Origin of the sequence: Dysgonomonas mossii (genome assembly GCF_004569505.1) — a bacterium.
In the GTDB taxonomy this organism is placed as follows: Bacteria; Bacteroidota; Bacteroidia; order Bacteroidales; family Dysgonomonadaceae; genus Dysgonomonas.
Genome location: NZ_SPPK01000001.1, coordinates 219,972 through 233,501, shown reverse-complemented (window position 1 = coordinate 233,501; position 13,530 = coordinate 219,972). Strand labels below are relative to the sequence as shown.

Annotated in this window: 13 protein-coding genes; 7 read left to right on the top strand and 6 right to left on the bottom strand. The window is 39.1% G+C overall.

Annotation, left to right across the window (positions count from 1 at the left end):
* Positions 1-20 precede the first annotated feature (20 nt).
* From E4T88_RS01155 to folB, 4 genes are all read right to left on the bottom strand, one after another.
* Positions 21-2,543: a T9SS type A sorting domain-containing protein gene (locus tag E4T88_RS01155; RefSeq protein WP_135103667.1), complete on the bottom strand. Its 2,523-nt coding sequence runs from the start codon at positions 2,541-2,543 to the stop codon at positions 21-23.
* A gap of 228 nt (positions 2,544-2,771) precedes the next feature.
* Entirely contained in the window at positions 2,772-4,292 is a 1,521-nt protein-coding gene (locus E4T88_RS01150; protein WP_135103666.1) for a DUF4301 family protein, read from the bottom strand.
* 54 nt (positions 4,293-4,346) lie between these two features.
* Positions 4,347-4,874 (bottom strand): RNA methyltransferase, encoded by a 528-nt coding sequence (locus E4T88_RS01145; RefSeq protein ID WP_135103665.1) that lies wholly within the window; start codon positions 4,872-4,874, stop codon positions 4,347-4,349.
* A gap of 4 nt (positions 4,875-4,878) precedes the next feature.
* Positions 4,879-5,232 (bottom strand): dihydroneopterin aldolase, encoded by a 354-nt coding sequence (gene folB / locus E4T88_RS01140; RefSeq protein ID WP_135103664.1) that lies wholly within the window; start codon positions 5,230-5,232, stop codon positions 4,879-4,881.
* 104 nt (positions 5,233-5,336) lie between these two features.
* Here folB and E4T88_RS01135 point away from each other — a divergent pair, with 104 nt between their 5' ends.
* The 7 genes from E4T88_RS01135 to E4T88_RS01105 all read left to right on the top strand — a co-directional run bounded on the left by E4T88_RS01135 (position 5,337) and on the right by E4T88_RS01105 (position 11,676).
* Positions 5,337-5,717: a bactofilin family protein gene (locus E4T88_RS01135; protein ID WP_228093655.1), complete on the top strand. Its 381-nt coding sequence runs from the start codon at positions 5,337-5,339 to the stop codon at positions 5,715-5,717.
* Between the two features lie 23 nt (positions 5,718-5,740).
* The gene (locus tag E4T88_RS01130) at positions 5,741-7,513 is read left to right on the top strand and encodes an aminopeptidase P family protein (RefSeq protein ID WP_135103662.1); all 1,773 of its coding nucleotides are present in this window, start codon (positions 5,741-5,743) and stop codon (positions 7,511-7,513) included.
* Positions 7,503-8,918 carry a TlpA disulfide reductase family protein gene (locus tag E4T88_RS01125; RefSeq protein ID WP_135103661.1) on the top strand — a complete coding sequence of 472 codons (1,416 nt, stop codon included), beginning with the start codon at positions 7,503-7,505 and terminating at the stop codon, positions 8,916-8,918. Before E4T88_RS01130 ends, E4T88_RS01125 begins: the two co-directional genes overlap by 11 nt.
* A 6-nt stretch (positions 8,919-8,924) precedes the next feature.
* Complete coding sequence (locus tag E4T88_RS01120; protein ID WP_135103660.1) at positions 8,925-9,443, top strand: gamma carbonic anhydrase family protein; 519 nt, start codon at positions 8,925-8,927, stop codon at positions 9,441-9,443.
* Positions 9,444-9,678: 235 nt separating this feature from the next.
* A complete protein-coding gene (locus E4T88_RS01115) occupies positions 9,679-10,308 on the top strand; it encodes a nitroreductase family protein (protein ID WP_135103659.1) in 630 nt (209 codons plus the stop codon).
* Positions 10,309-10,427: 119 nt separating this feature from the next.
* Positions 10,428-10,724 (top strand): hypothetical protein, encoded by a 297-nt coding sequence (locus E4T88_RS01110; RefSeq protein ID WP_135103658.1) that lies wholly within the window; start codon positions 10,428-10,430, stop codon positions 10,722-10,724.
* A gap of 22 nt (positions 10,725-10,746) precedes the next feature.
* Complete coding sequence (locus E4T88_RS01105) at positions 10,747-11,676, top strand: polyphosphate kinase 2 family protein (protein ID WP_135103657.1); 930 nt, start codon at positions 10,747-10,749, stop codon at positions 11,674-11,676.
* Between the two features lie 66 nt (positions 11,677-11,742).
* On the opposite strand, the gene corA is transcribed toward E4T88_RS01105, so the two are convergent.
* The gene (corA, locus tag E4T88_RS01100) at positions 11,743-12,687 is read right to left on the bottom strand and encodes a magnesium/cobalt transporter CorA (RefSeq protein WP_135103656.1); all 945 of its coding nucleotides are present in this window, start codon (positions 12,685-12,687) and stop codon (positions 11,743-11,745) included.
* 32 nt (positions 12,688-12,719) lie between these two features.
* On the bottom strand, positions 12,720-13,517 hold the full coding sequence (gene rsmA, locus E4T88_RS01095) for a 16S rRNA (adenine(1518)-N(6)/adenine(1519)-N(6))-dimethyltransferase RsmA (protein ID WP_135104453.1): 798 nt from the start codon (positions 13,515-13,517) through the stop codon (positions 12,720-12,722).
* Positions 13,518-13,530: the final 13 nt, after the last annotated feature.

Sequence of the window (13,530 nt, the reverse complement as noted above, 5' to 3'; positions counted from 1 at the left end):
TACGTCTGTGTTCTAAAAAGCTAGTTGTGTAAGTTCACAACTTTTGTTGTAAAAGTTCTGTTTCCTGCTATTTTTACTATGTATGTTCCTAAGTTTAATGTTTTAGAATATTCCATTGATGGATAGTCATTTTTACCTACTCTGGTTTTTCCCATCAATCGTCCTTGCATATCATAAATCAACACATCGCTATTCACATCTTTCTCATTCAAGCCGGAAATATGCAATACCGGTTCATTGTAATAGCAGGTTATTTCGGTAGTTTCGTCTTCTAGAATATCTTTAGTTTCGAAAAAGCGTAATATAAATCGATTTTCATCTACACTTTTCAGATCAGACGGCCCAGAAGAATAATTGTAAGATGTACCAGGTGTCAATTTCACTGTTTTATTATTCTGGTAACGGTCTATCAACCAAACATCCTGAACAGATGTAACATTCTCCAAGTTGTAAAAATTCAAAGACATTGTCTGTTGTGTAGCCGGAGGAGTTACATACAATGCTAACTCTTTAATATTTAGCGGAACTACATTCCCTAACATATTTACACCGTCACTCGATTTTGTGTAGATAAAAGTAGAACCTTCTTCAGGATATATCTTATCACTTTCATTTGGTACAGTAATCGACTTAGAGAAATTCTTCGGCGTATCCAGATTGTCATCACTTGTCATTTTTGCGTTATCACGCAGTACTATTGCAGTTCTATCTGCGGCCTTATCGGTAGAGCTGGCAACTTCAACCACAAAGAAGTCTGATAATAAATTAGATGTAGCACCACTTTTCAAATATCGTGTTGTTCCAAATGTTCTTAAAGCAGGGCTTAATGAAATATCAAAACTTTTGTTAGCCTGTACAATAAACATTTGCATAGGGGCAATTAAGAATTGTAGAGGATCTACAATATTCCGGCCTAGATCAGCCGGATCAGCCGATCCACCGGTTACAGTAACTCCATCTGTACTGATATAATCATAGCTAACCTGCATATGATATAGCTTATCACTATTGTCATATCTGATCAAACCATTATTTACAATCCAATATTTAGACCTCAACACATTTTTTGTAGTTTCATTTTTAGCAGATGTATTTACATCTTGCCCAAAGTATTGCGACACATCCAAAACGCCGGCACTTAAATCTGTGCCAAGTGAAGTCCCTTTGATATCATATCCTAATAACGGATTCAAACTGATTGGCGCCATGAACGGATTTCCTAAGAAGTTAAGTCCTTGCTCCAGAGTCACTGTTACAGCATCCGTTTTAAACTTTTCAGTTTCGAGCAATTCGATCCTATCTCTTCCAAAATCAGGCCAATCACCTAAACCCTTCCAACCTCCTGATTTTGTACCTGCCAAATCCGGTGAAAAGCGAGCAAAGCCCATTAAATAATCGGTAGATTCAGGATTAGGAACTCCACCGGTAATTGTATTACCACTTATTTTAGTGAAGTGATATCTCATCAGTCGGCGATTGAATTCAAAACCTCCTCTTGCTCTATTGGCAGATTTGACGTTCAAAGCAGCCCATCTATCGTCAACATTCTTACTTCCGTAATCCGTCACATCCATACTCATAAAGTACCCGTATCCGGCTTTCATCTTGTATAGAGGATCTAGAATCGTTCCTTGATTAGAAGTCAGACTATTTTTGTTTGGCTTCATAAATACATGATAAAACAAATAGTCTGTACCCATTTCTTCAAATGGTGGAGTAAACCCTGTCAAGTAATTCCATACTTTCCCGTTTACTGTCTTACGGAGTGTATTAGCTCCGGTAGCAGCCTCATGAGTCGAAGAATTTATAGCTCCATCATCCTCACTGGTACCATTATATTTGTAATATGTTAAATTTACCTGACTATATCCGGGAAGGTCTGAACCGGTATCACTTACGATAAGTGCCTGCCCCAGATTCATTTTTTGCGTAATCGTAGCATCATAGCCTCCCTCTACAACAAATCTATTACCTCCCAAAACATTAGAACCATTGAGTGGTGATAATAATTTATTCACGACAACGGCAGCAGATGTATCAACAGCCACAAATCCTACCAATCGAGGATCAGCAGCATTAATATCTGTTACTGTTTTATCAACATGCAATGTCGGGAAAGCTATATAATTGTATTTTTTTTGAGAACCTTTGTTAGCAAAAAGACTTGGAGACCTTTTAATCGTTTGTTTATTATCCTTACCAACAAAAGCTACCACACCGCTGCTCGTATTGGGGTCTTTAAACAGATGCGCATACTCACCGCCAACATCAGCACCATTACCTTGAACTCCGGGATCTTTTCCATTAATAAAATCCCCGGTCAACTCTGTACGGCCATTCTGAATTATGCCTGAACCATCAGCAAACTCAGCAGAACCTTTAACATACAAAGTTGTTGACTTAGACTGCGTTCCATCAGTCTCACTTCCGTACTTAACGTACATTTTACCCTTCGAGTAAAACACGACATCTGGCGAAGTAGATTGCCCTTTTATAAGTAAAGGCAAGAAGAGTAGTACAACTAATCCTAATCGAAATTTCATTATTGTAGTTTTAATAAAGTCAGTAATAGTCTAATAAAAGTCTGTAACGGTCAAGCAGTTATGCTCGATCCTAGCTTTAGGAAAAGCTATATTGTAATAATGTAAAAATTCTTATTCCCGAGCAAAGATAATCCTTTTTTCTTTAAATAAAAACTTTGGCTATATTTTTTTAAGAATTACATACACAATCTTTTACATTTGAAAAAACAGAATAAATGACAAAAAAAATCACAAATGGCAATCTCTTAACAAATCATTTACGGTTTTTACAGGATTGAAAGTTTCGACCGGAACTTCAACAAATATTGTGTTCCAATCAGACATCGCACCATTCCATAAGCCGGGAAGTTCTAAAGCTTTAAGTTCCTTTCCGCTTTTTGATTTGATTGATATAAATCCGGTATTATAGTCTACATAGTCTTTCAGATTGAAATGATTACCTCTGTAGTCTTTAATCCCACAAACTAAATCAACAGGATTGAAGTGAGTCCCTTTTTTAAACATCTCCTGTTTCGCAGGATCGGACATATCAATTTGCGAGCTTTCCAAGATTTGAGGAGAGATAGTCCCATCTGAATTTACGGCTAGAAAAGGTCCACCTCCCGGCTCTCCTACATTTTTCACCATACCACATACACGACAAGGGCGATCGAGTTTTCTTTTCAGATAAAGTACAAGCTCTGCATCTTCCAGCAATTTTGTATCGGGATTTTTTATATTTAATTCTTTTTGTAGAAAATAAAGAATTTCTATTAGTTGATCATGTGTATATTTCCCGCTATCGAGAAGTTTCAAATAATCAAATATTTTTCTCTGAGTATCAACCAATACACCCGCCAGTATCTTTTTATATTTGGTCTCTGTCTGCTTATACTTATCGGGGACAGTATTATCTATATTTTTTATAAAAACGATATCCGCATTTAAGTCGTTCAGATTTTCTATCAGTGCGCCATGTCCTCCCGGACGAAATAATAACTTTCCATTTTCCCTGAAAGGCTCATTATCGGCATCCACCGCAATTGTATCTGTACTCGATTTTTGTTCGCTGAACGTAACGGCATATTTTACATGCAGTTCGTTTTCAAACTTTTGTTTTCTTACCTTTATCAGGTCGTCAAACAATATTCTATGCTCAGGCGATACAGTAAAGTGAATATTCACTTCTTCTTTATCATTCTTTGCATAAAGATACCCCTCCATCAAATGCTCTTCGACCGGAGTACGGGATGTATCACTATATTTATGAAACTTAAGAAGTCCCTTTGGCAGATTTCCATAGTTAAGCCCTTTTGGCTTCAGCAAATTCTCAACAATTGATTTATATTTTCCTTCCGAAAGCAAAGCTGCAAGCGATTGCCCTTCATTTTTCAGACACATGGCATCCAGATCGTTATAAAACGCAAACTTCTCTATCTCTCCAAAAAATTTCTTTTCAAAGCCTGAAGTCGGTACTGAATAAGGCGCATCCAAAAACTCGAACAAGTCTTTGAACATCCTACTTGCGGCACCCGAGGCAGGAACAAATTTAACAATTTGTTTTCCCGATGACGCTTTGTACTCATCCCAATCGGTCAGATATTCTTTTTCCTGTTCAGGCGATATCACCTTAATACCTTTTTCTACTGACGCAGCAGCAGCAATACCCAAGAAAGGAAATCCTTGTTTAAAGTTATCCAATTGTTTGTTCAGTTGGTCTTCGGTAATACCTTTTTCTGCGAGATGGTTTTTATCTGATTCGGTTATCATAGCATAGTGTGTTATATACGTCTTATATGCAAAACTAGGAAAAATATTGGTAACTTACTTCAATTGTTTAGAAAATTCCCATATTACCATCCCGGCAGCCACCGAAACATTAAGGGAATGCTTTGTTCCATATTGAGGGATTTCAACACAACAGTCGCAACGGCTCACAACATCCTGCTGTACACCCTTTACCTCATTCCCTAAAACAACAGCATATTTCTTTTTAGAATCCAGTTGCAATTCATCCAGCATTATGCTATTTTGAGCTTGCTCCACAGCACAAAGGGTGTAGCCATTTTTCTTCAGCTCTTCTACAGCCTGATCTGTATCTGAGTAATATACCCATGCAACCGAATTTTCAGCTCCCAAGGCTGTTTTATGAATCTCCACATTGGGTGGAGTTGCGGTAATTCCGCATAGATAAACAGCCTCAACAAGAAATGCATCCGAAGTGCGAAACACAGATCCGATATTATTAAGACTTCTTACGTTATCCAATACAATGATAAGCGGAATTTTAGGTTCAGACTTAAACTCTTCGACCGAAAGCCTATTCAACTCTGTTATTTTTTTTACTCTCATCCGCTTAATCTATTAAAACAACACTGGCACAATCCAACTGAGCTCCCATCGGTGGATTTCGTTTCGAAAGCTTAATTTCCACATGTTCTATTTTTTTATACTTCTGCTTCAAGCATCGAACGATCCGATATGCAACATGCTCTAATAACTTCGACGGAATTTGCATTTGCTCCTTCACATCATTGTATATATCTGCATAGCTGACCGTATCTTCCAACGAATCGGATTGAGCAGCATCTGTTAGGTTTACTTCTAATTTCAGATTGATCACAAACTCATTTCCAACCGTGGTTTCATGAGGCTGTACGCCGTGATAAGCATAAAAAACAACATTCTCAAGCAAAATAAAACTTTTCATAAAGAGTCAAAATAAAACGGCACAAAGCTAAGTTTTTTATCTATATTTGTTCGTTATTGAGTTTACAAAGATATAAAACCTTGTGAAAACAGAGAATGAAAATTATGAGTAAATCAAGAGAAACAACACCTTACACAACATCCGGCACACACAACATTTTGGCGTCGGGCACACAACTAAAAGGAGATATATCTTCGGAGGAAGATTTCCGTATCGACGGCGCAATAGAAGGCAATATCCAGTGTCGTGGTAAAATTATCGTAGGTCAGAGCGGCTGCGTTATCGGCAATATAAATTGTTCGAATATAGACTTATTCGGCAAAGTAAAAGGAAACATTATATGTTCCGAAAATATTGTTCTGAAGGCGAGTTCCCTTCTTACCGGCGAGATTAAAACACGTACGATTGAGATAGAGCCCGGAGCCAATTTTGAAGGAACCTGTTCGATGCTTAACAATAGCGTAACCGGTTCTTTGGATGAGTAAGATAATACCAAAACAATATAGTTATGAATATAAATAAAAGACTTGCCGCACTACGCGAATTTATGGGAGAAAAAGGCTTACATGCTTTTATCATCCCCAGCACCGACTCCCATCTAAGTGAATACCCGGCTTCGCACTGGGCTTCGCGCGAATGGATCAGTGGATTCACAGGGTCGGCCGGAACAGTTGTAGTCACTCGCGAAAAAGCAGGGCTGTGGACAGACTCCCGCTATTTTCTGCAAGGGGCAAAAGAACTGGAAGGAGCTGATATCGAATTATTCAAAGAAGGACTTCCTTCTACCCCAAGTATAGAAGAGTGGCTAACCACCGAACTGGGAAAAGGAGAATACGTTGGTATAGATGGCACTGTGTATGCAGCTAAAGAAGCCATGAACCTTACCCACAAATTAAACATGAAAGGATTGCACCTTATCAGTGATTACGATCCGTTCAGCAAAATATGGAACGACAGACCCGAAATACCTACGAATACAATCTTCGTACTACCTGAAAAATATGCGGGCGAAGCGGCACATAAAAAAATAGCACGTATTTGCGATGTTGTAGAGAAAAATGGAGCAGAATCTTTGCTTGTGGCATCATTAGATACAATTGCCTGGATTTTCAATATCAGAGGTAACGACGTAAAGTGCAACCCTGTAGCTGTTAGTTACGCCTATGTTTCGAAAGAAGAAACAGTATTGTTTATCAATCCTAAAAAACTAACATCGGAAATTTCCGATTACTTGAAAGCAGAAGGGGTTACAATTGCCGAATACGATAAAGTATTTGATTATGTATCGAAACTAAAGACACCTGTTTGTTTGGATGCGAACAAAGTAACCTTCAAGCTATATAATACGATACCCGACGGATGCCGCATCATCGATATGCCATCTCCGGCAGACCTGATGAAGAGTATCAAAAACGATACAGAAGTACAAGGTATCCGCAATGCGATGGAACGCGATGGTGTTGCATTGGTACACTTCTTTATGTGGCTCGAAAAAGCAGTACCCGGAGGAAATGTGACGGAAATTATGATACCCGAAAAACTGGTGGAATACAGAAGTCAACAGAAAAACTTTGTAGGAGAAAGCTTTGATACAATCTCGGGCTATGGTCCGAACGGGGCAATCGTTCACTATCATGTAAGCAATGAAAGCTCACTACCGGTTAAACCCGAAGGTTTGCTGCTTGTAGACTCCGGTGCTCAGTATTTCGACGGCACGACTGATATAACCCGTACACTGGCAGTAGGCCCGCTTACCGACCAGATGAAAAAGGACTACACCATGGTACTGAAAGGACATATCAATCTGGCAACAGCAATATATCCTCAAGGTACAAGAGGAAGCCAGTTAGATATCTTGGCTCGTAAGGCGTTGTGGGATGAAGGACTAAACTACCTGCACGGAACAGGGCATGGTATCGGACATTTCCTCAATGTACACGAAGGCCCTCAAAACATAAGAATGAATGAGAACTCTACAACTCTGCAACCAGGAATGGTAACATCTAATGAACCGGGACTGTACAGAGCAGGACAATACGGTATCCGTATCGAAAACCTCATTCGTACGAAGCATGAAATGACTACCGAATTCGGAGATTTCTATTCTTTCGAAACGCTGACTCTTTGTCCTATAGATACCACACCTATAATAAAAGAAATGTTGACAGAGAAAGAAATCATCTGGCTTAACGAATATCACAAATTTGTATACGATCGTCTTTCTCCACTATTGACTGAAGACGAAAAACAATGGTTAAAAGAAAAAACTCATGAGATTTAAAATAACTGTTATATTATTGAGCCTCCTTTTCACGTTTGAGATGGAGGCTCAAACTATTAAAAGTCCCGACAATAAGTTCAACTTAGAAGTGACTTATCCGGGACAGAGTGGCAAGAAACTGTATCTGGGACAATATTGGCGGGGTGCGACATACGCAAAAGACTCCGTTGTACTTTCTGCGGCAGGTAAAGGTGTATTTACAGCGAAAGAAAAGTATCCCGAAGGACAATATTTTCTTTACATAGCACCTGACTTCAGAACAGACATGCTCTTTGGCAGCGAACAGAGCAAAATGCAGATAACAATCAACAAGGATAATTTCTTAAAAAGCACTGTAACAGGAAACGATGACACGCGCCTACTGTGGAGCTACCTCAACAAGGTAGCAGAAAACGATGCTCTGAGAGAGACACTCGAAGATCAGCTATCGGCATCAGATCTTACTCCGCAAAAAAGAGCCGGCATAGAAAAGGAAATAGCAACCGAAGAGCAAATAGCGCAGACCTATGTAAACAATCTTATCAAAGAAAATAAAACGAATTGGTTTGGAACTTTCCTAAAGGGTATGACTCCGATCACGTTACCTTACACTGACCCTAAGAATGATAAAGAGTTTGCAGAAAACAACAAGTACGGAAAAGTACATTATTTTGATAATATAAACCTTACCGACCCTCGTCTGTGGCGAACAAATTATTTGACCAGCTATATAGAATCATATATGACTCAGTGGGTAAATCCTACGCCCGATTCTTTAGCGATAGCAGCAACTAAGCTTGTGAGCAGAACAAAAGAGAATGAAGTGTGTTTTAAAGAAATGTTGTCTTATCTGATAAATACAACCACTTCGAGCGACAGAATGGGCGATGAGAATATCTGGGCAAAGCTTTGCGAAGATTACGTCTTCGGCAAAAACCTGGCGTGGATAGATAGTGCTCAGGTGTCGGGATTGCAGTATATGTATGAGCATATCAAAAACAATCGCATAGGCATGAGAGCCCGCAATATAAAACTGACAACAATAGACGGTAAGACAATTGAGACAAACGACATAAAAGCCGAATACCTGATATTGTATTTCTATGGTCACGACTGTAATCACTGTATAGAAGAAACACCTCGCATATACAATGAGGTATATACCAAATACAAAGACAAAGGATTGCAGGTAGTAGCCATCGACATAAAGGGAAGCGACAAAAAAGAATGGGATAAGTTTGTAAAGAATAATAAGATGACCGGCTGGATCAACGCCGCCGACCCGAATAATATATCACAATACTGGCTGAACTATGATACATCATACATTCCGTCGGTGTTTGTGCTGGATAAAAACAAAAAAATAGTTGCAAAGAAAATAGATTCTAAAGGACTGGAACAGTTCTTCGATTATTATACAAAATAAAAGATAATGGCATTAATAAAAGAAGTCAGAGGGTTTACACCTGAGATTGGAGAAAATACATACATGGCCGAAAACGCTACAATAATCGGCGATGTGGTAATAGGTAAAGATTGTAGCATTTGGTTTAACACCGTATTGCGTGGCGACGTAAACTCTATACGCATCGGAAACAGGGTAAACATACAAGATGGCAGTGTGTTACACACTTTGTACCAAAAGTCTGTAGTAGAAATAGGCGACGATGTATCCATTGGTCATAACGTGGTGGTGCATGGCGCAAAAATAGAAAACGGTGCACTGATAGGTATGGGAGCCATTGTTCTCGATCATGCAGTGATAGGCGAAGGTGCGATTATTGCAGCAGGATCGGTGGTACTGAGCGGTACACAGGTAGAGCCGGGAAGTATCTATGCAGGTGTACCAGCCAAGTTTGTAAAAAAAGTAGATTCGGAACAAGCGAAAGAAATGAACCAGAAAATAGCAAAAAATTACCTGATGTATTCGGGTTGGTTTAAAGAAGAATAAAACCGATTAAGGAAAATACTTATAATTAAATATGGGCAGAGGAATTTCAAACCCTGAGAGATACGCTACAGGAAGCAATCGATCAGTCGGAAAATGAAATTCCTCTGCCTAAAATAAAATACAAACAAAATTCACTAAGTATAGATAAAAGGAATCGTGCGGTAAGATTAGACTTTTAAGATCATAAAAGAAAACGAGCACGACTCCCCCAGACTATTTAAACTAAAACAATAATATGAGCTTAATAGAAGATCTTAAATGGCGACATGCATGTAAAGGGATGAATGGAGCCAAAGTTCCACAAGATGTAGTAGAAAGAATACTTGAAGCAATCAACCTCACCCCCACTTCTCTGGGGATGCAGGCATTTAAAGTATTTGTTATAGAAAACAAAGAGCTAAAAGAAAAGATATACAATGAAGCATGCGAGCAACAGCCAATTACAGGATGTTCGCACCTATTGGTATTTGCTTCATATACACAAATTACAGAAAAGTACCTTGACGACTATTTCGATTTGATAAACAAAAAAAGGAATCCGAGCAAAGAGTGGTGCGATAAATATAGAAAAAAGATAGAATTCTTTATTGAGAAAAATGGCAGTAATGTAAAGAACTGGCTATCTCAACAAACTTACATCGCACTGGGAGTGGCGTGTACAGTTGCAGCCAACGAACGCATTGAGACACTTCCTATCGAGGGCTTTGACAGGGATGCATTGAACCGTATCCTCGACTTACCAATACAGAACCTTTCTGCGACATTTATTCTTCCTTTGGGATATAAAGATGAAAACCTCGACTGGCTCCAGAATCAACCCAAAGTAAGAAAAGACCTTAGCGACCTGATTGAAGTCATCAAATAATTTTCTGTGAGAATAATTATCTTTTTATATACAGATACTAAACAAAAAGCGGGGAAATAAGGTTACAAATAGAAACAGGGTAAAAACTGTCACTTTTGTCACTTTTTACATTATTGGAAATGACAGAAAAGAAATATAGTAATCTGGTTAATGTTATCATAGGAATATTACTGATAATACTAAATTCATGCTGGATATATTTCCAACTCAGATTACTATATAATTATAACTTTGGCAACATCCTCTATCTTTACAAGATACCGGAATGGATACTGGTTTTGAATACAATTTGCGGACTGATTGGAGTTTTACTTGCAGTCAGGCTAATCAAAGACAAGATAAGCGCATGGACAGTAATACCCGCCAACTTCGGGCTTTTCTGCATCTGCATTTTGATTGAAAGTTTCCTAGCATAATAGAACTATAAATTAAATAGTTATGAAAAAAGAAATTCTGAAAAGGATAATTGCAAAACCCGGAGAAAAGCATAAAGTATCCAACTTCAAAACAGATTACACCGCCGGATTATCAAAACAGAAAGGGGAAAAGCTTCTTGAAGAAAGTATAGATAAACTGTCGAAACTGCAAGATAAACTTTATGCACAAGACCGCTATTCTGTGCTGATCATATTTCAAGCAATGGATGCTGCGGGAAAAGATGGCACAATCAAGCATGTGATGTCGGGTATCAACCCGCAAGGCTGTCAGGTTTTTGCCTTCAAGCAGCCGTCGGCAGAGGAACTCGACCACGACTATCTGTGGCGCATCTACAAGTGCTTACCCGAGCGCGGAAGAATCGGTATATTCAACAGGTCTCATTACGAAGATGTACTCGTAGCAAAGGTTCATCCAGCGATTGTATTAAACGGAAAATTACCCAATATCACAAAGACGGAAGATATCGATGATAAGTTTTGGGAAAAACGTTACAGGCAGATAAACGACTTTGAAAGGCATCTGACTGAAAATGGAACAATCGTATTGAAGTTCTTTCTCAATGTTTCGCACGGTGAACAGGAGAAACGCTTTCTTGCCAGATTGAATGATGAGTCTAAGAATTGGAAATTTTCGGCAGCAGATCTCAAAGAGCGTGGATACTGGGACAACTATATGGAGGCATATTCAGATATGCTGACACATACATCGACCGACGAAGCTCCTTGGCACGTTATTCCGGCAGACAACAAGTGGTTTATGCGCTATATTATTGGTCAAATCATCAGTGACAGAATAGAAGAACTAGACCTTCACTATCCCGAACTGACAGACGAAGCCAAGATAGAGATAGAGAATGCCAAGAAATCAATGGTAAAACCACAGGAAGAAAAGCCTAAGATAAATAAAGACAAGAAAAACAAGAAAAAATAAAAAAGAAGGCAGCGCTGATTATCTCAACGCTGCCTTTATTTAAGTAATCAATTTACATTTAGACAATTACAACCACTTCTGTCGTCTGAAATAAAAGAGAATAACAGCAACAGCAGCTATCATCAGTCCGATAGAAAATTCGTAGCCGTATTTCCATTCCAGTTCAGGCATTTCTCCAAAGTTCATCCCATAAATACTTGCAATAAGTGTAGGCGGCATAAATATAACGGAGATCACGGTAAACATTTTGATGATCTTATTTTGCTCGATATTAACAAACCCGAGGAATGTATCTTGTAAGTAGTCGAGCCTGTCGAAGCTAAAGCGGATATGTTCGAGCAGTGAGTTTATGTCCTTTATCAGAATCGTAATTCTGGCATGCAGCTCTCTTGGCATCAGTTCACTTTTGAGCATACTCGATACGGCCCGCTGCTTGTCGATAATATTCTCCCTCAGCATCATGGTCTTTTCCTGCAAGTCTTTGATTTCCATCAAAAGCTCTTCGTCAGCCTCTTTTATACTGATGCTATTAGACAATGACGTAATCTGCTGGGTCATGCGTTCGATCATGTCGGCATCGAGTTCTACTCGTGTCTCCAAAATAGCTACAAATACATGATAACCGGTAGGATACATCTTAGGATTAGCCGAGATTTTCTTTATTGTCTCGTGGAAGGACGATAAGTCCTCACTGCGGACGGTGATAAGGATATTGTTCTTTATGATAAAAGAAACCGGCTCTCTTTCGAAAGTTCCAAGTAAGAAGTTGGAATTCACAACCAATGAGTCTGCCGTCTCCATATAACGGGACGACATCTCGATCTCTACCATCTCCTCTTCTTCCTGGATATATATTTTCAGATAATCTTCTAACTCGCTTTCTATCTCCTCATCTACATTATTAAGGTCGATCCATAGAAAATCCTTAATAGGGGTGGCTTTCAAAAATTCAATGCTACGGCTCATTCGTATGACATTGTCTTTGTGATAGAATAATTTTACTTCTGACATGAGCTATTCTTTTTTAAGTGTTAGGACTTCCTTTACTTCTCACTACTTCTCCCGGGCAGAAAAGCTGAGACTATATTTGTCAACTTTTCGAAATCTGCAACCGAGAGGCGCTCGGGTCGTTCGTCAAAGATAGGGTCGGCATACGCTTCGCAATCTTTTCCTAACAGAGGCTTCATAGAGTTTCTAAGGGTCTTTCGACGCTGATTAAATCCTGTTTTCACAACAGTTTTAAACAATCTTTCATCACAGTCCAGATGTTCCCTCTTATTGCGAACCAGCTTAACCACGGCGGATTTTACCCTCGGCGGAGGATCGAATACCTTTTCGCTGACCGTAAATAGATATTCTATATCGTACCATGCTTGTAGCAGAACGCTTAATATGCCGTATGTCTTGCCTCCCGGCTTAGCGGCTATACGTTCGGCAACTTCTTTCTGGAGCATTCCTGAGCAACACGGAACTTTGTCTTTATACTCAAGAACTTTAAAAAATATCTGGGACGAAATATTATAAGGATAATTCCCTATCACACAAAATTTGTCCGGATAAATAGCCGACAAATCAAGTGTGAGAAAATCGCCTTCTACTATACGCCCATGCAAAGCAGGATAATGCTCGTTAAGATATGGCACAGAATCGCGGTCGAGCTCAACAACGGTTAAGTCTTTCTCCTTTTCGATAAGAAATTGAGTCAGCACACCCATTCCCGGACCAACCTCAATTACCGGCACATCGGTAAAATCATCCAATGTATCGGCAATCCGACGTGCAATATCCAGATCTTTGAGAAAGTGCTGTCCTAAGAATTTCTTCGGCTTAACTGCCCCCATACTTATAATTATC

Excerpts from the sequence above, each read along its gene's own strand:
- E4T88_RS01155 (WP_135103667.1), bottom strand. The coding sequence starts at position 2,543 with ATGAAATTTCGATTAGGATTAGTTGTACTACTCTTCTTGCCTTTACTT.
- E4T88_RS01150 (WP_135103666.1), bottom strand. The coding sequence starts at position 4,292 with ATGATAACCGAATCAGATAAAAACCATCTCGCAGAAAAAGGTATTACC.
- E4T88_RS01145 (WP_135103665.1), bottom strand. The coding sequence starts at position 4,874 with ATGAGAGTAAAAAAAATAACAGAGTTGAATAGGCTTTCGGTCGAAGAG.
- folB (WP_135103664.1), bottom strand. The coding sequence starts at position 5,232 with ATGAAAAGTTTTATTTTGCTTGAGAATGTTGTTTTTTATGCTTATCAC.
- E4T88_RS01135 (WP_228093655.1), top strand. The coding sequence starts at position 5,337 with ATGAGTAAATCAAGAGAAACAACACCTTACACAACATCCGGCACACAC.
- E4T88_RS01130 (WP_135103662.1), top strand. The coding sequence starts at position 5,741 with ATGAATATAAATAAAAGACTTGCCGCACTACGCGAATTTATGGGAGAA.
- E4T88_RS01125 (WP_135103661.1), top strand. The coding sequence starts at position 7,503 with ATGAGATTTAAAATAACTGTTATATTATTGAGCCTCCTTTTCACGTTT.
- E4T88_RS01120 (WP_135103660.1), top strand. The coding sequence starts at position 8,925 with ATGGCATTAATAAAAGAAGTCAGAGGGTTTACACCTGAGATTGGAGAA.
- E4T88_RS01115 (WP_135103659.1), top strand. The coding sequence starts at position 9,679 with ATGAGCTTAATAGAAGATCTTAAATGGCGACATGCATGTAAAGGGATG.
- E4T88_RS01110 (WP_135103658.1), top strand. The coding sequence starts at position 10,428 with ATGACAGAAAAGAAATATAGTAATCTGGTTAATGTTATCATAGGAATA.
- E4T88_RS01105 (WP_135103657.1), top strand. The coding sequence starts at position 10,747 with ATGAAAAAAGAAATTCTGAAAAGGATAATTGCAAAACCCGGAGAAAAG.
- corA (WP_135103656.1), bottom strand. The coding sequence starts at position 12,687 with ATGTCAGAAGTAAAATTATTCTATCACAAAGACAATGTCATACGAATG.
- rsmA (WP_135104453.1), bottom strand. The coding sequence starts at position 13,517 with ATGGGGGCAGTTAAGCCGAAGAAATTCTTAGGACAGCACTTTCTCAAA.